Raw genomic sequence first — 21143 nt, forward strand, 5'->3', positions numbered from 1 at the left:
TGGGTTACGACTTAACCGCCTCGAGTACGGCAGAGCCCAATTCATCAGGGTCGAACTTCGCAATAAACGAGTTAGCCCCGACACGCTGAACCATGGCCTCGTTAAATACCCCACTCAATGATGAATGCAATACTACATGAAGATCCTTGAGACTCGAATCTTTTCTAATCTCGGTTGTGAGGGTATACCCATCCATTTCAGGCATTTCGATATCGGATATCACCAAGGCAAGTTGACTGTAGATGCTTCCCTCGGCGGCCATTTCTTTCAGTTTTTCTAACGCTTCTTTGCCATCTTGTACCAAGATAACGTCATACCCGACGCTTTCAACCGCGCGCTTCACCTGACGGCGTGCGACGCTGGAGTCATCGGCCACTAACACCTGGCTAGGCGCACTTTCTTCCCGCTCTTGCCGTTTCGAGAGTACTTCCTCACTCACATCTTCATTCACGGGCGCGATTTCATTGAGAATTTTTTCAACGTCGAGCACTTCCACCAACTCGTTATCAATTTCGGTGACCGCGGTGAGGTAGTGCGATCGCCCTGTCCCTTGCGGGGGAGGAAGAATTTTTTCCCAGTTCATATTGACGATACGCTCGACCGAGCCGACTAAAAAGCCCTGCATGGAACGGTTAAACTCGGCAATAATCACAAAGCGGTTCTCTGGATCGGGAATAGCTGGCCCGCCAGTTGCTAGGCTCATGTCGATGACAGAGACGGTTTGACCGCGGATGTGGGCCACTCCTTTCACCAAAGGATGCAAATTTGCCATTGCGGTGAGCCGTGGGCACTGCAACACTTCTTTGACTTTAAAAACATTAATGCCAAAGCGCTGTTTTCTCATCAGGCGGAAAGTCAACAGCTCTAACCGGTTTTGTCCTACCAGCTGTGTACGCTGGTTGACCGAATCAAGAACACCACCTGTCATAAGATAAACTCCATATTGCCCCGTTTTTTTTGTAGAGTAGCATGGTAATCATAGTGGGTAATCACATGACTCTCGAGAAAAGAAGGGATTTTTTTTCTTAACGTCCGCTACTGATGGATTGAACTATGTCCAAGATATTACGTTTATTTATCGTCGTTTGGCTTACAAGCTTTAGCCTAAGTATAGCTGCTGCGACAGTAAGTCAAATTGAAGCGGTGCAAGAAGCCGCGGAGGCGCATGTCGCCGGTATTATTTCGCTGCCTGAAAATGGCGAACTCAACATCGCGGCGGGGAACCTTGATTCGCGCATGCGCCTAACCGATTGCCCCGTGCCACTCGACACCAAAGTGCCAGGCCGTCAACAGATTAATACCTCGGTCACCGTAATGGTGTCTTGTGATCGAGACAACTGGCAAGTGTATATTCCGGTTAAAATCGAGTTGATGACCCCCTCGGTTGTCGCAAAGCGACCACTCAATCGTGGCATGACTATTGCTTCGAATGATCTAGCCGTTCAAATGGTAAATAGTCGGTTTCAACGCGGGCATACCTATACGCAACCCGCGCGTTTAATTGGCTCTAAAGTCAAACGAACCGTGGGAATAGGTGAACCGATCAGCAGTAACGATGTCTGCGCCGTGTGTCGAAATGATGACGTTTTGATCACTGCGCAAGGAAACGGACTGAACATTGTTGCAAAAGGCACGGCATTAAGTGATGGCGCTCTAGGTGAGCAAATAAAAGTGAAGAACAATAAATCTAACCGGATTGTCGATGCTACAATCTCAGCGGTCGGCGAAGTAACGGTTAATTTCTAACTTTTTACGTCACAATGCTAAAGTAACAGCAAGGTGTGCCGATATGCTGAGCAACGGACTCAAAAAGCGACTGACAGTAAGGCGATGTTATGGCGAGTATTGACCAACTACGTGGTAATCAGCAACCCCTGACCACAACTCGTAATACGAGTAACCAGACCAAAACACAAGAAACGCAAAGCGGCTCAGTCCGTGAACAGCAAGGGGTAAAACCCCAAGACGACGCTGTTTCACTCAGCCAACAAAGCCAAGTGATCGATAAAATGAATCAGAAAATGGCATCTGAGCCCTACTTTGATAGCGCCAAGGTTGATCAAATCAAGCAAGCGATATCAAACGGCTCTTACAAAGTAGATCCTGATAAGCTCGCCGCAAACATGATGCGTTTCGAGAACGATCTCAACGACAGCTAAGCTGATTGGAGTGGTTATGACCCCTACTGCGCCTTTAACAACCTTGGTTGAACAGCAACTCGAGCGAGTCCAAGCGCTACAAAGCGTGCTCGAGCAAGAAGCCGGTGTCATTGCCAGCCGCTCCTCCGAAGATATCGAAGCAATAGCCAAGCAAAAACAGTCGCTTATCAACGAAATTCAACGTAATGATGCGCAAATTAGCCGTCACCCAGAACGCGATTTACTTAACCATGATGAAACGTTAAGTGAACACGTGAATGCCATTCAAGCCACCCTCTCAGCCTGCAAACAGCAAAATGAAACCAATGGCATCGCGCTTCAGCGCGCGAGTCTGAGTATTCATCGCCTGCGCAACCTGTTCCAAGAAAGCGGTGGTAAGTCAGAATTGACCTATAATCAAGACGGCAATGCGTCGGGGAGAAAAACCCTAGGCACTAACGTTAAAGCATAACGTCTTTCCTACGAACAACGACCACGCTCCAATCCACCACACCGGCCACCTATTTGCTCGCTTTTCTTGCCTATCTTATCGGCGCACAATCGTCTGCCTGTTTTTTGTCGACTCTGGCTTGCTCCCTAAGATGGCCTAACGCGCTATCGCGCCACGATGGTGCCTGACTCAAGCACAAAAAAAGCGAGCATAGTGCTCGCTCTCCGTCTAAAGGCATACGTCGTTTTTACACCCTGCCTGCTTAAGTGCCAAGATGTTGGCGTCATTCTTCTCATTTGATCAAAGCAAGACGCCCTAGTGGCTAGAAAATAATATTATTGTTATTCGGTACAGGCTGCGATTCGCCATAGCGTTTCATTTTCTGCATGGTATCGAGATCGAGTTCGAGTTCAGTGACGTAACTGTCACCCACTTTATAACTGGCCACCACTTCTGCGCCGCGAATAATACCATCCACCGCGCCCTGGGTCGTGTCGCGGCCTAAACTTTGATCATCAACGCGTGCACGGCTGCTAACCCGCAAGCCATATACTTGTTCACTCAATTCTTTGTACGCATCCACTTTAGAGGCACGCATGGCCCGGGTTTCTTTTTCTTCTTGGGTTGCGCCTTGTTGTGCACTAATTGACGCCATTCCCACCGCCGAGATGATGTTTTCTTCTTTCATCTTAGTTAATGGCTGACAGGCTGACAGCATCAGCAAGATTGCGATGACAAATCCGTGTTTCGTAAACATTTATCTACCTTACTCTTTCCTGTACTAAGGTTTTAGCACCACTGTCTCTCGCTTCACGCGGTTTTGATCGTCTCGAATAATCACGCCATCGCGTTTGCGAACCTTGTATAAACTATCAATATCACGCCCAATACGATCGGCCGGCAAGAAGCCTTGCGCCGAAGCAACCACCACGCGAGATTCCATACCGATTACCCGGGCATTAACTAATACCCCGCCGCCTTGACGCAACATAGTCCCCGTCAATACATAATCGATTTGTTGTTCAGGGTTAAGTTCTTTCCAGTCTCGGCTAATGGTAAAATCACCATCTTCCGTCACCCGAATCGCGCCCGTCGATTTAAAGTCAATCACCGTAAAGCCGCGGCGCTGCATTTGATAAATCAGTCCCTCGGTGACGGTATTACCTAACCAGTTGGTCTCATCCATTTTTTGCAAATCAACAAACGAGGTGACCGCCAAGGGCGTTCGCGCTGTCAAATACGCATTGGTGGCTAACAGCTCATCGGCCATACTGTTTAGAAAGTAATCAAGCGTGTGACGTGGCCGCTGCTTAAGGAAAAACTCACTGCCCGAATACGGCTCTTTGCCGTTATAAATTGGCGTGTAAGCACAGCCTGTTACCAATAGCGCTACTATCGCCACTATCCACTTTTTCATCGTATCATGCTCCGCGCTCAGTCATCGATGTGAGACAAGTGTGTCATTAAGGGTATCGGTTGATTTGATGAAACCTTTACCTTTGATTGCTGGCTCTATTTAGGTACACAACTTGCATCAGCGTCTTTGCGTCATCTTTTTGGTAGGGCTTAACCCTACGCACTAATAGATTGAAAGCAATTTCCATACCCACTAAGTGAGATCTTGACTATGAAAACCCTTTTGGCGCGGTTAACGCTCATTGTCAGCCTGAGTGTCGCTCCTTGGACACACGCGGCGTGGTATGAAGTATCGGCCAGTTCCCCCATACTCGAAAGCCAGCAAGCCGCCCGTGTTCGGGCACTTGAAGCCGCGACCTTTGATGCTATGCGCTTTGCCGGTGCCGATGTAGGCAGCTTGCAGCAACTCAAGCGTTTTTACTCGCAAGCTAAACCTGGTTATCAGTTTAGCGGCAATGCGGTACGCGAGGTACAAGTGTTAGAAGAAGGCACTCAAGGCGGCAATTATGTTGTCAATCTGCGCTTAGATATCTATCCATCGGCAAACGCTTGCCACAAAACCCAGTATAGAAAAGGCATGGTATTAACACGTTTTCCGATTGTTTCACCCCAACAAGCCGCGTTAGGGGGCATTTATCAATTTGGCGATGACTTTTCGGTACTCCTCAACCGTGAGATAAAACAACACGCACAGAGCTTTGTCGGGCGTGGTATCGCCAATGTTGATGTCTCTCCTAATGCGCCCCGCACGGTGGCCATGTTAGCTGAAGACAAAGACGCGCAGTTTGTGATCACCGGCGCAATCACTGATCTGTCTGCCACGACGGACGCCAGTGGCTTTGGTGAGGCACAAAATAACCGCCAATTGGCCGTCAATGTCCAGGCAATGGACAGTGAGAGTGGTGAAGTCATATTTCAACGCCGCTATCGCGATGTTGCCCAATGGCCGTTTGAACGCCATAGCCAAGTCGATACCCAGACCGCGCGCTTTTGGCAATCTCCTTATGGGCAAATGGCACGCCGAATGAGTCGAAATATATTGTTAGACTTGGAGTCATCACTGTCTTGTCGCGCCAGTAAGCCAGAAATCGTCGCCCTCAAAGACAATATTGCACAAATAAATGTCGGGCGTATCAATGGGGTTAAACAAGGCGATCAACTGAACCTGTGGCACATTGCCTCGTTCACCGATGATTTAGGTATCGTACGTACTCAACGTCGAAAAAGCGGCATCACACTGACCGTTGCACGCGTTTATGAAAGCAGCGCGGAAGCCGTGGTTCAGCCCAATAACCTCAGCGGCAGCATACAAATCGGCGACATAGTGACCAAAGGGGTAAATTAAATGAAAACAGGCGCTTAAATCGCGCCTGTTTTTACGTATAATGTCGACACGCTCTCATAGCTCAACAGGATAGAGCAGTCGCCTCCTAAGCGATCGATCGGGGTTCGAGTCCCTGTGGGAGCGCCATTCCTTTCTGTATGGCTAAAACCAAGTCAAGGCCTGTGTATAGGTTGCCAGTAGCCAGAGGCTGGCCATCGCCATCACACCAGCGACAATATCATCCAGCATGATCCCTAAGCCACCGTGAACATGTTTATCCAGCCAGCTTATCGGCCATGGCTTAACCATATCGAAGAGGCGGAATAACACAAAGCCTGCTAAAACGGTTTGCCAATCAGTGGTAGGCACCAACGCCATTGTCAGCCAAAAACCAACAAACTCATCCCAAACAATCGCTCCATGATCATGCACTTGCATGTCTTTCGATGCTCGACCACAGATAGCAATGCCCGCTAAGCTACCGACAATAATCGCCAACCACAGTGCAAGCGTTCCCCCAACGTTCACCAGCACCAGGTAGAATGGCACCGCAAACAAGGTACCGACGGTCCCCGGCACTATCGGTGACAAGCCACTGCCAAAGCCAAGTGCCAATAAATGATATGGATTGGTCAAGGATAAACGATGCTTAGGATCTGTCACGACGTGGCTCCTTAAAATGATCCCATCCAGACAGCACCCAATCGAGAGGCTGACTGTCTGCCACAAGTTCAAGGCGGTGGTTGCCGGTTATTTGCCCGATGCATTGCACATTGACTCCGCTGTGCTTAAGCGTTGTATCTAGCATCCCCCGATACATTTCCGGTACCGTAAAACAAAGCTCGTACTCCTCGCCACTGGTGAGGGCGAGTTTTTGTGCCTGCTCAGTATCGCCGACCTCCGCTAACAAAGACTCAGAAAGCGGCAGTTGCGTCACATCAACTTTTGCACCGACACCACTAGCGGTGAGGATGTGGGTTAAGTCTGCGTGTAAACCATCAGAAATATCAATCGCCGCTGACGCGATACCTCGCAATGCCTGTCCAGCGGTCACTCGTGGCTGAGCCCGATAATGACGATTGATCAATGTGGTTGCGCGGGCCTTATCAACCACTGGCTTGCCGAGAATATAATCGAGCCCGGCTTGGCTCTCACCCAGTGTGCCGGTCACGAAAAGCCAGTCTCCCGGTTTCGCACCCGCACGAGTCAGCGCCTGCCCTTTAGGAACATGACCGTGTAAGGTAATGGTGATACTTTTGGGCCCACGTGTGGTATCGCCGCCAATGAGTTGGACTTGAAAATGCTCGGCAAGGGCGGTAAAGCCTTGGCAAAACCCTGCCACCCAAGCATCATCGGGCTCTGGTAATGTGAGCGCCAGAGAACACCACGCTGGCATTGCGCCCATTGCAGCCAAATCGCTTAAGTTAGAGGCTAACGCTTTATGCGCCACATCAGAGGCACTCGCAGTCGGAAGAAAGTGGGTGCCCTCCACCAGCGTATCTGTGGTCACCACTAACTGACAGCCTTCAGGGACCTCGACCAACGCACAGTCATCACCAATACCTAAAGCGACATCACGACGCTTGACCGGCTGACGAGCGAAGTAGTCGCGAATCAAATCAAATTCGTTGCGTGTCATAACTCGTATGTGTTGGATAAGAATAATAAAAAGGCCAGCAGTGCTGGCCTAGTCAGGAAGGGATTAGCGCAGCCGAGGGTACGCTTTATCCAAGACGCCATTAACAAACTTATGGCTGTCTTCTGCGCCAAAGCGTTTGGCCAGTTCCACGGCCTCATTGATAACCACTTTGTAGGGGACATCGTCGCACTTCATCAGCTCATACATTGCAAGGCGTAGTAAGGCGTGCTCCATATCATCTAAATCCTGCAAAGGACGGGATAGGTACGGGCGCATCTTACTATCAAGCTCTTGATGGCTAAGCGCTACACCGCTAAACAGATTACGAAAATACGCAACATCCGTTTCTGGTTCACGTAGAAGCGGCTCTGTTTTCTGATGCTCGTCTTCTTCTTCGTATTTATCTGCGGCAAGAAACGCGGCTTCAATATCAGCGACATTGCCTTGCGCTAGCTGCCATGAATAGATGGCTTGCAATGCAAACTGACGTGCATTACGTCGTGCGGCTGGTTTCACTTTAACCCCCATTTAGGATTCAATTTGGGACAGAACATTCACCATTTCAAGCGCGCTCAGTGCAGCCTCTGCCCCTTTGTTACCAGCCTTGGTACCTGCGCGTTCGATCGCTTGCTCAATGGTGTCTACCGTCAGCACACCAAAGGCGACTGGGGTTTCAAACTCCAGTGCAACTTGTGCTAACCCTTTATTACATTCTCCGGCGACATAGTCAAAATGCGGTGTGCCACCACGGATCACCGATCCGAGTGCCACAATCGCGTCATAGCGACCGCTCTTGGCGAGCTTTTGGGTCACCACAGGCAACTCGTAGGCACCTGGGCAACGCACCACGGTGATATTATCGTCGTTGACTTGGCCTTGGCGCTTCAGTGCGTCAACCGCACCATCCAGCAAACTCTCGTTGATAAAGCTATTAAAGCGAGAGATAACAATAGCAACCTGCGCGTTGGGCGCGGCAAATGCCCCTTCGATTACGTTCATGAGCCTTCCTGTGACTTGCTTTCCGGAATGAGAAACCGCGCGATTCTACCACATTTTTATCCGATGGCACCATGTTCCGTGCCAGTCGATGATGGTGCAAATCGCGCGCCCCGTTTATCTATCTTATTCGGTGACGTATTCCACCACGTTCAGGCCAAAGCCTGACAAGGCATGATAACGCTTGGTCGACGACGACAGCAGGCGCATTTGCTTGACGCCAAGATCTGCCAATATTTGCGACCCAATCCCTACTCGGCGAGAGGTCCCCTGCCATTTAGCGCCGGCGGGTTTTTCACCTTTATCTTGCGCTTCAAACGCTTTCACTTTGTTGATAATGGCATCGCTGGTTTCTTCTTTACCCAGAATCACCAACACCCCGCCTTCATCGCTAACCCTTTGCATCGCGCGGGTCAGACTCCAGCTGCGCTCAGCCGTCCGATCAGATTGGAGCACATCGGTAAAAGTGTCTTGCAGATGCACACGCACTAGGGTGGGATCGGCGGTCACCTCGCCTTTACACATCGCATAATGGATTTGGTTATCAATGGTGTCGCGGTAGGTGACTAAATCAAACTCACCAAATTCCGTCGGCAATTTACAAGACGCCACCCGTTCAATGGTCGTCTCGTTGAGATTACGGTATTCAATCAAATCGGCAATGGTGCCCAGCTTGATGCCGTGTTTGTCACAGAATACTTCCAAGTCTGGGCGACGCGCCATGGTGCCGTCTTCATTTAAGATCTCAACGATCACGGAGGCAGGACTATAGCCACCTAAACGGGCCAGATCGCACCCCGCTTCGGTGTGGCCAGCACGGGTGAGCACCCCTCCTTCTTGCGCCATCAAGGGGAAGACGTGGCCCGGCTGCACCAAGTCAGCCGCTTTAGCGTCGGGGGTAACCGCGGCTTGCACGGTGCGTGCGCGGTCAGCCGCCGATATCCCGGTGGTAACACCCTCTGCCGCTTCAATCGACACGGTAAACGCGGTGGAAAATTGCGCATTATTGTCCGACACCATCAAAGGCAACCCAAGTTGCTGGCAGCGCTGCTGGGTCAGCGTCAAACAAATCAACCCTCGGCCATGCGTGGCCATAAAGTTGATCGCTTCTGGGGTCACAGCTTCTGCCGCGATGATCAAATCACCTTCATTCTCGCGATCTTCGTCATCCATCAACACCACCATTTTGCCTTGGCGGATATCGTCAATGATTTCTTGAGCGCTACTAATTGCCATCTTGGGATCCTTATTTCAAAAAGCCGGAACGGGCCAATGTGTCTAGACTGACACCCGTTGATTGTATCGGTTCAGCGGCCTTGTCACCGAGCATCAATCGCTCAAGGTAACGGGCAATGACATCGACTTCGATGTTTACCTTGCGTCCAGGCGCAAAGTGCTGAATAGTGGTTTGCTCAGCCGTGTGCGGCACGATGGTGAGTTTAAACGCACTGCCGTTCACCTCGTTCACCGTCAAACTGATCCCATCCACCGTGATAGAGCCTTTCAATGCCACATACTTGGCGAGTTCAGGCGGTAATGCAATCCAGTACTCCCAGGCGCGGCCAGTTTGGCTAACGGACGTTACTTCTCCCAAGCCATCAACATGCCCCGAAACCATATGACCGCCAAAACGGGTGGTAGGTAGCATGGCTTTTTCAAGGTTAACGCTATCTCCTACCGACAAGGCGCCCAGCGATGAACGCGCCAAAGTCTCAGAGGAGACATCCGCGCTATAGCCCGTTGCGGTCAATGCGACGACAGTCAAGCACACCCCGTTGGTGGCAATGCTGTCACCCAGTTTGACGTCCGAGAGATCAAGCGCACCGCTGTCGATCGTCAGCGTAACGTCTTGTCCCCGACGACTCAGGGTTTGTACGCGCCCTATCGCTTCAATAATTCCAGTAAACATTGTTCTTAATACTCTTGCGTAATCACGGCATGCTCAGAGAGGCTCGCCCGTAAGCGGACATCGTCACCGACAGTCTTTACCTGGTTAAAGTGGAAACGTGGCGCGTCATCCATCGACTCTAATCCGCCTAATGCGACCAAAGGACGGCTATCGGCCCCTAATAATACCGGCGCTTGGTAGACAATCAGCTCATCCACCAAGGATTCACTCAGCAGTTGGCTTGCCAGCCTCGCGCCTGCTTCCACCCATACTTTGTCAATATCATGTTCCGCCAATGCGCGAAGGATAGTGGTGAGCGATGCATCGGGCATCACCCATTCTTGCACGTTATCTGGCCACGCTTTATTACTCGGCGTATCAACAATACGGATCACGTTGCCCGCAAGTTGATAGACACTCGCTTCCGGCACGGTTTGGTTGTGTTTATCCAAGATCACACGTGTCGGTTGGCGTCGCGTCGATTGAGGATAATGGTCGAGGACAGCACGAGGAAGTTGGTTGTCACGGATATTGAGGCTCGGGTTATCCGCAATCACCGTGGCACTGGTCGATAGAATCGCACTCGCTTGCGCGCGAAATGCTTGCACATCAGCGCGCGCGGGTTCCCCAGTGATCCATTTACTGTGTCCATTCGCCAAGGCGGTGCGCCCATCGAGGCTCCCTGCCAGTTTGAGCTGCACATAGGGCATTTTAGTTTGCATACGTTTGATAAAACCGGGGTTCAGCGCGTTGGCGCGCTCGGCCATCACGCCCACAACCACCTCAATGCCGGCTTCTTGTAACCGTGCGATACCACGTCCAGCTACTTGCGGGTTTGGGTCTTGCATCGCGCACACAACGCGGCTAACGTTGGCAGCAATCAACGCATCGCAACACGGCGGCGTGCGACCATAGTGAGAGCAAGGCTCTAAGGTGACGTAAGCTGTCGCCCCTTGTGCGCGTGCTCCCGCAGCCTTTAATGCATGTACTTCAGCGTGCGGGCCGCCGGGGGCAATATGAAACCCTTCACCGACCACTTCGTCGCCCTGTGCAATCACACAACCGACATTAGGATTAGGCGTGGTGGTATAACAGCCTTGGGCCGCGAGCGCTAACGCGCGCATCATCATGGTTGTATCCCGATCGCTTTGACTCATTTTTGCAACCGTGCGATTTCTTCGCCAAATTCACGAATGTCTTCAAAACTGTGATACACAGAGGCAAAGCGAATATAAGCCACTTTATCGAGCTCCTTGAGCGCTTCCATGACCAAGTTCCCTACCATGGCAGAGCCAATTTCGCGCTCTCCGGTGGCACGCAAACGTGACTTTATACTGTTGATCGCTTTTTCAATATCATCCGCGCTCACTGGACGCTTTTCTAATGCGCGTTGAATGCCGCCACGCAGTTTCTCTTCGTCAAACGGCTCTCGGTTACCGTTGGTCTTAATCACCCGTGGCATCACTAATTCCGCCGTTTCGAACGTGGTATAACGCTCTGCGCACGCCAAACACTGGCGGCGACGGCGAACTTGGTGACCATCAGCCACAAGACGAGAATCGATCACTTTGGTGTCGGTAGCACCACAGAATGGACAGTGCATGAGTGTCGCCTCCTCAATATCGTCTTGCTAGTGTAACCGATTTGTAGCGATGAAAAAGCCTATCGAAGAGGACTTTATGGTGGTTTTGTGTGCTAAACAAAGCCAGTGAGGCACATCGTGTCGATAAAAACAAAAAAGACGCCCGAAGGCGCCTTATAACCTATTCATTTCCGTGTCATTAATTAGGCATACACAGGCAGGCGACGGCAAATCGCTTGGACTTTTTCTTTGGTCTCGGCAATCACTTGCTCATTATCGATATTATCCAAGACATCACACATCCAATGCGCAAGCTGCTCAGCATCTTGCTCAGTAAAGCCACGACGTGTAATGGCTGGGGTGCCCACACGAATACCAGAGGTGACAAACGGGCTGCGTGGATCGTTCGGCACACTGTTTTTGTTCACAGTGATATTAGCCACGCCCAGTGCTGCGTCTGCTTCTTTTCCGGTAATGTCTTTATCGATAAGATCAACCAGCAACAAATGATTATCGGTTGAGCCTGATACTATTTTGTAGCCACGCGCTTGGAAGCCTTTGACCATCGCGCGAGCATTATCAATCACACGCGCTTGGTAAGCCTTAAACTCAGGCTCCATCGCCTCTTTAAACGCCACCGCTTTACCCGCAATCACATGCATCAAAGGGCCACCCTGGCCACCTGGGAACACGGCGGAGTTGAGCTTTTTATAAAGGTCTTCACCCGCATTCGACAGGATCAAACCACCGCGAGGGCCCGCAAGCGTTTTGTGGGTAGTGGTCGTCACCACATGCGCGTGTGGCAATGGATCTGGATATACGCCTGCCGCAATTAAACCCGCGACGTGCGCCATATCGACCAACAGCCATGCGCCCACTTTATCGGCGATTTCACGCATGCGCTTCCAATCCACCACTTGTGAATAAGCAGAAAAGCCACCGATGAGCATTTTGGGCTTGTGCTCCAGCGCAAGCTGTTCCATTTGCTCATAGTCAATTTTACCCGCTTCATCGATACCGTAAGGGATGACATGGTAATGCTTACCAGAAAAGTTGACCGGCGAGCCATGAGTCAGGTGACCACCATGCGCCAAGCTCATTCCCAGAACCGTATCTCCAGGGTTGAGCAGGGCCATATATACCGCGCTATTTGCTTGTGAACCTGAGTGAGGCTGCACATTCGCATACTCACAACCAAACAGTTCACACGCGCGCTCAATCGCCAGCGCTTCGGCTTTGTCGACATACTCACACCCACCGTAATAGCGCTTGCCGGGATAGCCTTCCGCGTACTTGTTGGTCAGTTGAGAGCCTTGCGCTTCCATGACGCGTGGGCTGGTGTAGTTTTCTGATGCGATCAGCTCAATGTGTTCTTCCTGACGTGCCGTTTCTTCTTCAATGGCGGCGAACAGGGCGGGATCGTAATCCGCAATCTTCATGTCACGCTTTAGCATTTGTCTCTCCTGACTTAACATTGGCGGGCAATTACCCATAAAGCAAACGCTAGGGCTTTTTCAGCTCACCTAGCAAAAACCGGCGCAGGGGCGATGGCTTAGATCACGCCTTGGCTTAGTCGCCTTAAGATGACAAATCAAAGCGATTAAGCCAAGGAAAATCGTTCGCCACACCAGCACTACGCAAACGTTTTCGTTACCGCTATGACTGCGTTTGCCATTCTACAAAAAATCCAACCTATCAGGTAGCCTGCGTCACAATTTTTTATTGCGCATGGCAATCGTAATGGTCGGGCGTCAACGAACATAGTCGGTGTAAAGGTTTTACAGCTGAGTATCATAATGCTGACATTCTACATTCAAGTGATTTACCTCCCCGCCTTTCTCTTCGTCCTAATTGGCGATAAAATCCGCGCCCGATTATCCCATTAACTTTTTACCGCCAGCCCTTTGGGTTTTGGCGGGCTTTTTGTTGTTATCACGTTTTTGTTGTTGTCACGCTAATAAGTAGGGAGAAGCCGTGTGAGTCAGTATCAACACAGCTTTAAAGAAGACATTATTGCTATTGCCTCTGGCGCGTTTTTAGTCGCCCAAGGGGTGTTTTTCTTGCAACAAGCCGGACTTTTAACGGGCGGGACCACAGGGCTGGCTCTGTTGGTCAGCCAATTTACAGACTTGTCCTTCGGCACCCTGTACTTTCTGTGTAATTGTCCGTTTTATTTGATGGCATGGTTTCGCATGAGCCCACGCTTCGCACTGCGCAGCTTACTTGCGGGGGGCGCGGTATCGGTGATGGCTGACCATATTGCCTATTTCTTTGAAATTACCTGGCTGGCACCTGCGTACTGTGCCGTCATTGGTGGGTTGCTAATGGGCGTCGGCATGTTGATGATCTTCCGTCACAACGCCAGCTTGGGCGGCTTTAACGTCTTGGTGCTCTATTGTCAGGACAAGTTTGGGATCTCGGCAGGAAAGCTACAAATGGGCATCGACTGCACCATCCTCGCGTTATCTTTCTTCCTCATCGACCTCAATCTCTTGATGTGGTCGGTAGTTGGCGCGATTGTGCTCAACTTAGTCTTGGCGATGAATCATAAGCCGGGTCGTTATCAAGCGCATCCGGCCAACCCTAGCGCGTAGTCAATCACCACGCCACACAAACAACAAAGCCAAGCCTCACGCTTGGCTTTTTGTTGCTTACCGTATTGGCCCAAATCGCGATACTAAATCGCTTCTTCGTCTTCTTCACCAGTACGGATGCGCACCACGCGCTCAACATCAAAGACAAAGATTTTGCCATCACCGATTTTACCGGTTTGTGCGGTATCAATAATGGTATCCACACATTGCTCAGCCACATCGTTACTGACGATCACTTCAAGCTTCACTTTGGGTAAAAAATCGACCATATATTCGGCGCCACGATAAAGCTCAGTATGACCTTTTTGACGACCAAAACCTTTTACTTCTGAGACAGTCATCCCCGTAATCCCCACGTCGGCAAGTGCTTCACGTACGTCATCGAGTTTAAATGGCTTGATGATGGCTTCAATTTTTTTCATTCCGTTATCCTTCTCGTTGGCCGCAGCCGGTCCTGATGGATCAGTTGTTTAGCTGAAATTGTATCGCAGCAGGATAAAAAATCATCCATCGATTCACGCTTATCACCAAAAAGCCGCCATAGATTGGCGGCTTTGATTGGTATAGGGCTTATCCCAGTGTGACCCGCGCGTTGCGGAACATACGCATCCATGCACTGTCTTCGCCCCAATCATCGGGGTGCCAAGAGTTAGCGACCGTACGGAATACCCGCTCAGGGTGAGGCATCATAATGGTTACACGGCCCGACTCAGTGGTCAGCGCAGTAATGCCATTTGGTGAGCCATTCGGGTTAGCCGGATACGCTTGTGTTGGCTGGCCGTGATTATCGGTGTAACGCAGCGCCACCGTGCCTGACGCCTCAATGGCCGCCAGATGCTCTGCATCACGCACCTCAACGCGTCCCTCACCATGCGATACCGCAATGGGCATCCGTGACCCTGCCATCCCAGCAAAGAAGGCGGAGGGGCTTGATTGCACTTCCACCATGCTAAAGCGCGCTTCAAAGCGCTCCGACTCGTTACGAACAAATCGTGGCCAGTGTGCGGCCCCTGGGATCAATTCATGCAGGTTCGATAGCATCTGACAGCCATTGCACACACCAAGTGCTAAAGTGTCTTCACGCGTAAAGAAGTCACTAAATTGATCGCGCGCGCGGCTGTTAAACAAAATCGATTTCGCCCAACCTTCACCGGCGCCCAACACGTCACCGTAAGAGAAACCACCACAGGCCACCAGCCCTTGGAAACCGTCCAAACTGACGCGTCCTGAGAGAATGTCGCTCATGTGAACGTCCACGGCGTTAAATCCAGCGCGATCGAAGGCAGCTGCCATTTCCACATGCGAGTTCACGCCTTGCTCACGCAAAATAGCCATGGTCGGTTGTTGACCGGTGGCGATATATGGCGCAGCGATGTCTTCGTGCACATCAAAGCTCAGGCTAGCGTGTAAACCGGGATCGACCGCCTGCTTAGCGTCAAATTCTTGGCGAGCACAGTCCGGATTATCGCGACGCGCTTGCATCTGATACGTGGTTTCAGCCCAAATCTGACGTAAGTGCTGACGACTGGCTTGATAGATAGGCGCCTCACCGTGACGTAAGATAATCTCATCGCTATCACTTAGGCCGCCAATCAGATGGCTGCATGCGGTCAATTGATGTTCGGCCAACACCGCATAAACACGCTCAAGATCTTGCGCCGCTACTTGGATCACCGCGCCCAGCTCTTCGTTAAACAGCACTGGCAAGGCATCGTCGCCTAAACGGGCGATATCCACGTCAATACCGGTGTGACCGGCAAACGCCATTTCCGCCAAGGTGACGAACAGTCCGCCATCGGCACGGTCGTGATACGCCAGTAGCTTTTGCTCTGCCACCAAGGTTTGCATCGCATGGAAAAAGCCTTTTAGGCGAGCGCTGCTGGTGACATCGGCAGGCTTATCGCCCAATTGATGATAAACCTGAGCCAACGCGGTTGCGCCCAGACGCTGCGCCCCTTCTCCGAGGTCAATCGCGATCAGGTGGCTATCACCTTTATCGGTCCGCAATTGTGGGGTCACGGTACGACGCACATCTTCCACGCGGCCAAAGGCGGTGATGATCAGCGACATCGGCGCGGTCACGGTTTTGTTTTCACCGTCTTGCTGCCACTGGGTTTTCATCGACATTGAGTCTTTACCCACCGGAATGGTCAGTGACAGCTCAGGACACAGCTCCTCACCCACGGCCTTGACCGCTTCGTACAAGCCGGCGTCCTCGCCTGGGTGCCCCGCCGCAGACATCCAGTTCGCAGACAGTTTAATGTTGGTTAGGCTGCCAATATCAGCACAGGCGATATTAGTGAGTGCTTCCCCCACCGCCATACGGGCAGAGGCAGCAAAATCGAGTAAAGCGGCTGGGGTACGCTCACCCATCGCCATCGCTTCGCCGTGGTAACTGTCATAACTGGCCGCCGTCACCGCACAGTTGGCGACCGGTACCTGCCACGGGCCGACCATTTGGTCACGCGCAACCAACCCGGTCACCGAACGGTCACCGATGGTGATCAAGAAGGTTTTCTCCGCCACCGCCGGCAAGCGTAAAACACGCTCACAGGCTTCCTCCAGCTCAATGCCTTGGGTGTTAAGCGCGGCACCTGTCACTTGCTGACGCGTCACATCCCGGTGCATTTTGGGCGCTTTACCCAGCAAGATGTCCATCGGCATGTCGATGGGGGTATTGTCGAAGTGGCTATCTTCAAGCGACAAATGACGCGCATCGGAGGCCTCACCAATCACCGCGTACGGCGCCCGTTCACGCTCGCACAAGGCTTCAAAACGCGCCATATTTTCGGGTTTGACTGCCAAAACGTAGCGCTCTTGTGACTCGTTACACCAAATGGCAAGCGGACTCATTCCCGGCTCGTCATTAGGAATATCACGCAAATCAAAGCGTCCACCACGGCCACCATCATCGACCAACTCTGGCATGGCATTGGACAGGCCACCCGCACCCACATCGTGGATAAAGGCAATCGGGTTATCGTCGCCAAGCTGCCAGCAACGATCAATCACCTCTTGGCAGCGACGTTCCATTTCTGGGTTCTCACGCTGTACCGAGGCAAAGTCCAAGTCTTCCGCCGACTGGCCTGATGCCATCGACGATGCCGCCCCGCCACCCAGGCCGATGTTCATCGCTGGGCCACCTAACACAATCAGTTTGGCGCCCACATCTATCTCGCCTTTTTGCACATGGCCATCGCGGATGTTACCCATTCCACCGGCGATCATGATCGGTTTGTGGTAGCCACGGACTTCTTCCCCCGCATGTGAGGTCACCCATTGCTCATAGGTACGGAAGTAGCCCAGCAAGTTGGGGCGACCGAATTCGTTGTTAAACGCCGCGCCGCCCAAAGGGCCTTCCAGCATAATATCGAGCGCAGTGGCAATGCGCTCAGGCTTGCCATAATCGCGCTCCCACGGCTGAATAAAGCCGGGAATTTTGAGGTTAGAGACAGAAAAACCGACCAATCCTGCTTTGGGTTTGCCCCCGACACCGGTCGCCCCCTCGTCACGAATTTCACCGCCTGAGCCGGTCGCTGCGCCTGGCCACGGTGAAATTGCGGTGGGGTGGTTGTGGGTTTCCACCTTCATCAAAATATGAGCCGGCTCATGATGATATTGATAAGTGTGGCGCTCTGGAGTGGGAAAAAAGCGTCCAACGTTTGAGCCAGTCATCACGGCTGCGTTGTCTTTATACGCCGACAGCACGTTATCTGGGGTTTGCTCATAGGTGTTTTTGATCATCTTAAACAGCGATTTAGGCTGCTTCTCACCATCGATGGTCCAGTCGGCGTTAAAGATTTTGTGTCGGCAATGCTCTGAGTTAGCTTGCGCAAACATCATCAGTTCGATGTCGTTTGGGTTACGCCCCAGCTGGGTGAAGTTCTCGACCAGATAATCAATTTCGTCTTCTGCCAGTGCCAACCCTAAGGCTTGGTTGGCCTCGACTAAGGCGGCTCGGCCACCGGAGAGAATGTCTACGCTATGCATCGGCGCAGGTTCCGCTTGCTCAAACAGCACCGCGGCGGCCTCAAGCTCACTGAACACCGTTTCCATCATCCGATCGTGCAACAATCCGACTAAGGTCGCGTGTTGCTCATTGGTCAAAGGTGCAGATAACTGAATATAGTACGCCGTCCCGCGCTCCAAGCGTTTGACCGCATCCAAGCCGCAGTTATGGGCAATATCGGTTGCCTTGGAGGACCACGGCGACAAGGTGCCGGGGCGAGGCGTCACGAGAAACAATATGCCTTCCGGCGCGTGCGGCGATAAGGTTGGTCCGTAAGTCAGCAGCTTTTCGAGCTTTTCGCGACTCGCGCTATCCAAAGGATGATACAAGTCGGCGAAATGAATAAACTCAGCATACAGTGCCGTGACAGGTAACTGGTGTGCTTGGCAGCTCGCCAGTAATTTGTTGACACGAAACTCAGACAGTGCGGGGGAACCACGCAAAATATCCATGTGCGTACGTCTCTCGTTAGCGGTAAATGAAAGGGGTATACCCAAGTTATCGCATCTTGGCACCATAACTTGGGTATCACCACCGGCATTGCCGCAATGGTTGCTCTCTCCGTTATCGTTAACGCTGACTCCCAGGGCAGTCCTCCCACGTTGCTCGGAGGTGTCGCCACGCCACACGCGCTTTAAGACTGGCCTTTTGCCTAAGCGGCCGCCATTATAGGGGAAAACTGTCACCGACAACACACCTGACGCAACCGTTTGCGCAAAAAATTTTCCCTCTATCGGTCTGACGTCTATTCACGTAGAATGGCGCGTCTATCGATCATCGCTAGCCGTTTGATGCTGGCATGCAACAGTGAGCGACAGCCTTTGACACAGCGTGACTTTTCTTTGCGATCATGGATGATTAGCCTAACGGTGCTTGTGCTTAGCCTCACCGTCACAGGCTGTGATTGGACGTTCGACGATCGTACCGTTCTAGAAAAAATTCGAGACCGTGGTGTCTTAAGAGTCGGGACACTCAACAACGAACTCTCATACTACATCGGCCCCGACGGCCCTACCGGACTAGATTACGAGCTCGCCGCTCGGTTTGCTGACAAGCTCGGGGTCAAGCTAGAAATGGTGCCCACTTATACGCTTTCCGGCCTCTTTCCTGCCCTTGAACGCGGCGACGTGGATCTGATTGCGGCAGGCCTTACCATTACCGACCAACGTTTAGCTCAGTTTCGCCCAGGCCCTGCCTACTACTTTGTCAGCCAACAAGTGGTCTATAAAAAAGGGCATTGGCGCCCGCGGGATGTTGATGATTTTAATCGTGAAGATGCCATCATGGCGGTGGTGGAAGACTCTAGCCACGACCTCACCTTGCAAGCGTTAAAACAAGACCACCCTGATCTCAGCTGGAAAGTCGTGCAGGACGCCGACGATGATGAGCTGCTTAAACAAGTCGCAGACGGTGAGATTGACTTTACCATTGCCGACTCCGTCGATATTGCCTTGATGCAACGCACCCACCCAGATATTGCCGTCGCCATGGCCCTCAGTGAGGACGAACCCGTGGCCTGGTTTATGAAAAAACAAGGCGACAGCAGCGCCTATGCCTTAATGGTCAACTTCTTTGGTGAGATAAACCAAACTGGCGAATTAGCTATTTTAGAAGAGAAGTATTTTGGTCACGTCGACCAATTCGATTACGTCGATACCCGCGCCTTTTTACGGGCATTGGAGAGCAAGTTGCCTAAGTGGGAGCCGCTTTTCAAAAAGCACGCGAACGATTTTGATTGGCGCTTACTAGCGGCCCTATCGTATCAAGAGTCACATTGGAACCCACGGGCGATCTCCCCCACTGGGGTGCGCGGCATGATGATGCTTACCCTGCCGACGGCCAAATCCGTGGGCGTGCGCAATCGCCTCGACCCAGAACAAAGCATTAAAGGCGGTTCGCTCTACCTGCAACGTGTACTTGACCGTGTACCAGACAGTGTTAATCCACACGAGCGCATTTGGTTTGCTCTCGCGTCTTACAATATTGGTTTTGGCCATATGATGGATGCGCGCCGACTGACGGAGGCGCAAGGCGCCGATCCTAACTCTTGGAGTGATGTAAAACAGCGTCTGCCATTGTTAGCCAAGCGCCAGTATTACACCCAAACACGCTACGGTTACGCGCGTGGCTACGAAGCGCTTAGCTACGTCGAAAATATTCGCCGCTATTACCAAAGTATTCTAGGCTATGAGAAAGCGCACGTAGAGTCACTCGACAGCCAACAAGTTGAAGATCTCGGTGGTCTGCAGACGATCGTCGCCCCTGACGAGCCGTCGGAAAATGCCCCCGAGCAAACAACCGAGCAAGCGCCTGACCCGGCGTTATCACAGTCAGAGGATAACTCGACACCGCAATCAGGCACGCAACCGCAATGAGGACAGCATGGTTCCAAGAAAACGGCTGGTGAAACAAAGCTTTCGCAAAAACAACATTTCATCCGCTAACCGGCGTAAGCGTATGCGCCAAAATATGCACAAGAAGGTACTTTGGCGACAACGTGCCTTTGCGATTCGTGAATTTGCGGCCTTTGATGACGCGTTTTAGGACACCTTGCCTGAGTCAGGTAAGCAAGATTGAGATTGACAGGCTGCTTTTTTAGCGGCCTTTTTTTCGGCACGACGACGGCGGAAAAAGGCTTGCAGTTGCGCACGGCATTCCGCTTCTAACACCCCTCCCTCACTTTGCACATGATGATTAACACCGTCATAGCTGAGTAAGTTCATTACCGAGCCAGCGGCCCCGGTTTTGGGATCTGGCGCGCCAAAGAAAACCTTTCTGACACGGCCATGCACCATCGCCGCCGCACACATGGGACAAGGCTCTAATGTCACATAAAGGTCCGCGTCTAATAAACGATAATTACCCAGCACTTGGCCGGCTTGGCGTAATGCCATCACTTCGGCATGGGCCGTCGCATCATGCTGGGTAATGGTTCGGTTCCACCCCGTGCCCACAACCTCACCTTGATACACCACGACAGCGCCAACAGGCACTTCACCCTCTTGCTCCGCTTTGTCTGCTAGCTGGATCGCGTGGCGCATATAAACGTCGTGCTCGCTATCCGACGCGTGTGGATCTTTCATCCCAACCTCTGTGATTAACAACC

22 protein-coding genes and 1 tRNA gene are annotated in these 21143 nt (G+C 51.8%); 8 read left to right on the forward strand and 15 right to left on the reverse strand.

Features of this window, described 5'->3' with window-relative positions; genetic code table 11:
* Positions 1-4 precede the first annotated feature (4 nt).
* Positions 5-928, reverse strand: coding sequence for a chemotaxis protein CheV (locus tag BZG25_RS07345; protein ID WP_046074970.1), 924 nt, complete (start codon positions 926-928; stop codon positions 5-7).
* 125 nt (positions 929-1053) lie between these two features.
* On the opposite strand from BZG25_RS07345, the gene flgA reads away from it, so the two are divergent.
* The 3 genes from flgA (at position 1054) to BZG25_RS07360 (ending at position 2610) form a co-directional block, all read left to right on the forward strand.
* On the forward strand, positions 1054-1746 hold the full coding sequence (gene flgA / locus BZG25_RS07350) for a flagellar basal body P-ring formation chaperone FlgA (RefSeq protein WP_077577997.1): 693 nt from the start codon (positions 1054-1056) through the stop codon (positions 1744-1746).
* Positions 1747-1835: 89 nt separating this feature from the next.
* On the forward strand, positions 1836-2159 hold the full coding sequence (gene flgM / locus BZG25_RS07355) for a flagellar biosynthesis anti-sigma factor FlgM (protein ID WP_046074972.1): 324 nt from the start codon (positions 1836-1838) through the stop codon (positions 2157-2159).
* Positions 2160-2175: 16 nt separating this feature from the next.
* On the forward strand, positions 2176-2610 hold the full coding sequence (locus BZG25_RS07360) for a flagella synthesis protein FlgN (RefSeq protein WP_046074973.1): 435 nt from the start codon (positions 2176-2178) through the stop codon (positions 2608-2610).
* A gap of 301 nt (positions 2611-2911) precedes the next feature.
* Here the strand turns inward: BZG25_RS07360 and BZG25_RS07365 are convergent, their stop codons facing one another.
* Both BZG25_RS07365 and BZG25_RS07370 read right to left on the reverse strand, forming a co-directional pair.
* Complete coding sequence (locus BZG25_RS07365; protein ID WP_046074974.1) at positions 2912-3346, reverse strand: LPP20 family lipoprotein; 435 nt, start codon at positions 3344-3346, stop codon at positions 2912-2914.
* Between the two features lie 24 nt (positions 3347-3370).
* A complete protein-coding gene (locus BZG25_RS07370; RefSeq protein ID WP_046074975.1) occupies positions 3371-4006 on the reverse strand; it encodes a FlgO family outer membrane protein in 636 nt (211 codons plus the stop codon).
* A 210-nt stretch (positions 4007-4216) separates the two neighbouring features.
* On the opposite strand from BZG25_RS07370, the gene BZG25_RS07375 reads away from it, so the two are divergent.
* On the forward strand, positions 4217-5350 hold the full coding sequence (locus BZG25_RS07375; protein WP_077577996.1) for a flagella assembly protein FlgT: 1134 nt from the start codon (positions 4217-4219) through the stop codon (positions 5348-5350).
* Between the two features lie 50 nt (positions 5351-5400).
* Positions 5401-5476, forward strand: a tRNA-Arg gene (locus tag BZG25_RS07380).
* Positions 5477-5491: 15 nt separating this feature from the next.
* Here the strand turns inward: BZG25_RS07380 and pgpA are convergent.
* From pgpA to glyA, 9 genes are all read right to left on the reverse strand, one after another.
* Positions 5492-5992: a phosphatidylglycerophosphatase A gene (gene pgpA / locus BZG25_RS07385; protein WP_046074977.1), complete on the reverse strand. Its 501-nt coding sequence runs from the start codon at positions 5990-5992 to the stop codon at positions 5492-5494.
* Positions 5979-6968 carry a thiamine-phosphate kinase gene (gene thiL, locus BZG25_RS07390; RefSeq protein WP_046074978.1) on the reverse strand — a complete coding sequence of 330 codons (990 nt, stop codon included), beginning with the start codon at positions 6966-6968 and terminating at the stop codon, positions 5979-5981. Before thiL ends, pgpA begins: the two co-directional genes overlap by 14 nt.
* Before the next feature lie 63 nt (positions 6969-7031).
* A complete protein-coding gene (gene nusB / locus BZG25_RS07395; protein WP_046074979.1) occupies positions 7032-7496 on the reverse strand; it encodes a transcription antitermination factor NusB in 465 nt (154 codons plus the stop codon).
* Positions 7497-7967, reverse strand: a complete 471-nt coding sequence (gene ribE, locus BZG25_RS07400) for a 6,7-dimethyl-8-ribityllumazine synthase (RefSeq protein WP_046074980.1) — start codon at positions 7965-7967, stop codon at positions 7497-7499.
* Positions 7968-8090: 123 nt separating this feature from the next.
* Positions 8091-9200 (reverse strand): bifunctional 3,4-dihydroxy-2-butanone-4-phosphate synthase/GTP cyclohydrolase II, encoded by a 1110-nt coding sequence (ribBA, locus tag BZG25_RS07405; protein WP_046074981.1) that lies wholly within the window; start codon positions 9198-9200, stop codon positions 8091-8093.
* 10 nt (positions 9201-9210) lie between these two features.
* On the reverse strand, positions 9211-9873 hold the full coding sequence (locus BZG25_RS07410; RefSeq protein WP_077638755.1) for a riboflavin synthase: 663 nt from the start codon (positions 9871-9873) through the stop codon (positions 9211-9213).
* Between the two features lie 5 nt (positions 9874-9878).
* Complete coding sequence (gene ribD / locus BZG25_RS07415) at positions 9879-11009, reverse strand: bifunctional diaminohydroxyphosphoribosylaminopyrimidine deaminase/5-amino-6-(5-phosphoribosylamino)uracil reductase RibD (RefSeq protein ID WP_077577993.1); 1131 nt, start codon at positions 11007-11009, stop codon at positions 9879-9881.
* Positions 11006-11455: a transcriptional regulator NrdR gene (nrdR, locus tag BZG25_RS07420; RefSeq protein ID WP_046074984.1), complete on the reverse strand. Its 450-nt coding sequence runs from the start codon at positions 11453-11455 to the stop codon at positions 11006-11008. The genes ribD and nrdR overlap by 4 nt, the downstream gene beginning before the upstream one ends.
* A gap of 182 nt (positions 11456-11637) precedes the next feature.
* Positions 11638-12888, reverse strand: a complete 1251-nt coding sequence (glyA, locus tag BZG25_RS07425) for a serine hydroxymethyltransferase (protein WP_077638756.1) — start codon at positions 12886-12888, stop codon at positions 11638-11640.
* Positions 12889-13410: 522 nt separating this feature from the next.
* Between glyA and BZG25_RS07430 the strand changes: the two genes are divergently transcribed.
* Positions 13411-14028: a YitT family protein gene (locus BZG25_RS07430; RefSeq protein WP_077638757.1), complete on the forward strand. Its 618-nt coding sequence runs from the start codon at positions 13411-13413 to the stop codon at positions 14026-14028.
* 83 nt (positions 14029-14111) lie between these two features.
* On the opposite strand, the gene glnB is transcribed toward BZG25_RS07430, so the two are convergent.
* Both glnB and purL read right to left on the reverse strand, forming a co-directional pair.
* Positions 14112-14450: a nitrogen regulatory protein P-II gene (gene glnB / locus BZG25_RS07435; RefSeq protein ID WP_046074987.1), complete on the reverse strand. Its 339-nt coding sequence runs from the start codon at positions 14448-14450 to the stop codon at positions 14112-14114.
* 148 nt (positions 14451-14598) lie between these two features.
* Positions 14599-18489, reverse strand: a complete 3891-nt coding sequence (gene purL / locus BZG25_RS07440; protein ID WP_077638758.1) for a phosphoribosylformylglycinamidine synthase — start codon at positions 18487-18489, stop codon at positions 14599-14601.
* A gap of 402 nt (positions 18490-18891) precedes the next feature.
* Here purL and mltF point away from each other — a divergent pair, with 402 nt between their 5' ends.
* Together mltF and BZG25_RS16050 are read left to right on the forward strand one after the other, a co-directional pair.
* The gene (mltF, locus tag BZG25_RS07445; protein ID WP_241828670.1) at positions 18892-20412 is read left to right on the forward strand and encodes a membrane-bound lytic murein transglycosylase MltF; all 1521 of its coding nucleotides are present in this window, start codon (positions 18892-18894) and stop codon (positions 20410-20412) included.
* 7 nt (positions 20413-20419) lie between these two features.
* Entirely contained in the window at positions 20420-20581 is a 162-nt protein-coding gene (locus BZG25_RS16050) for a hypothetical protein (protein ID WP_167369481.1), read from the forward strand.
* Here BZG25_RS16050 and tadA read toward each other — a convergent pair.
* Entirely contained in the window at positions 20578-21120 is a 543-nt protein-coding gene (gene tadA / locus BZG25_RS07450; protein WP_077638760.1) for a tRNA adenosine(34) deaminase TadA, read from the reverse strand. The two genes, BZG25_RS16050 and tadA, sit on opposite strands and share 4 nt — an antisense overlap.
* Between the last annotated feature and the right edge of the window lie 23 nt (positions 21121-21143).

Origin of the sequence: Salinivibrio sp. ML198, assembly GCF_001996015.1 — a bacterium.
In the GTDB taxonomy this organism is placed as follows: domain Bacteria; phylum Pseudomonadota; class Gammaproteobacteria; order Enterobacterales; family Vibrionaceae; genus Salinivibrio; species Salinivibrio siamensis.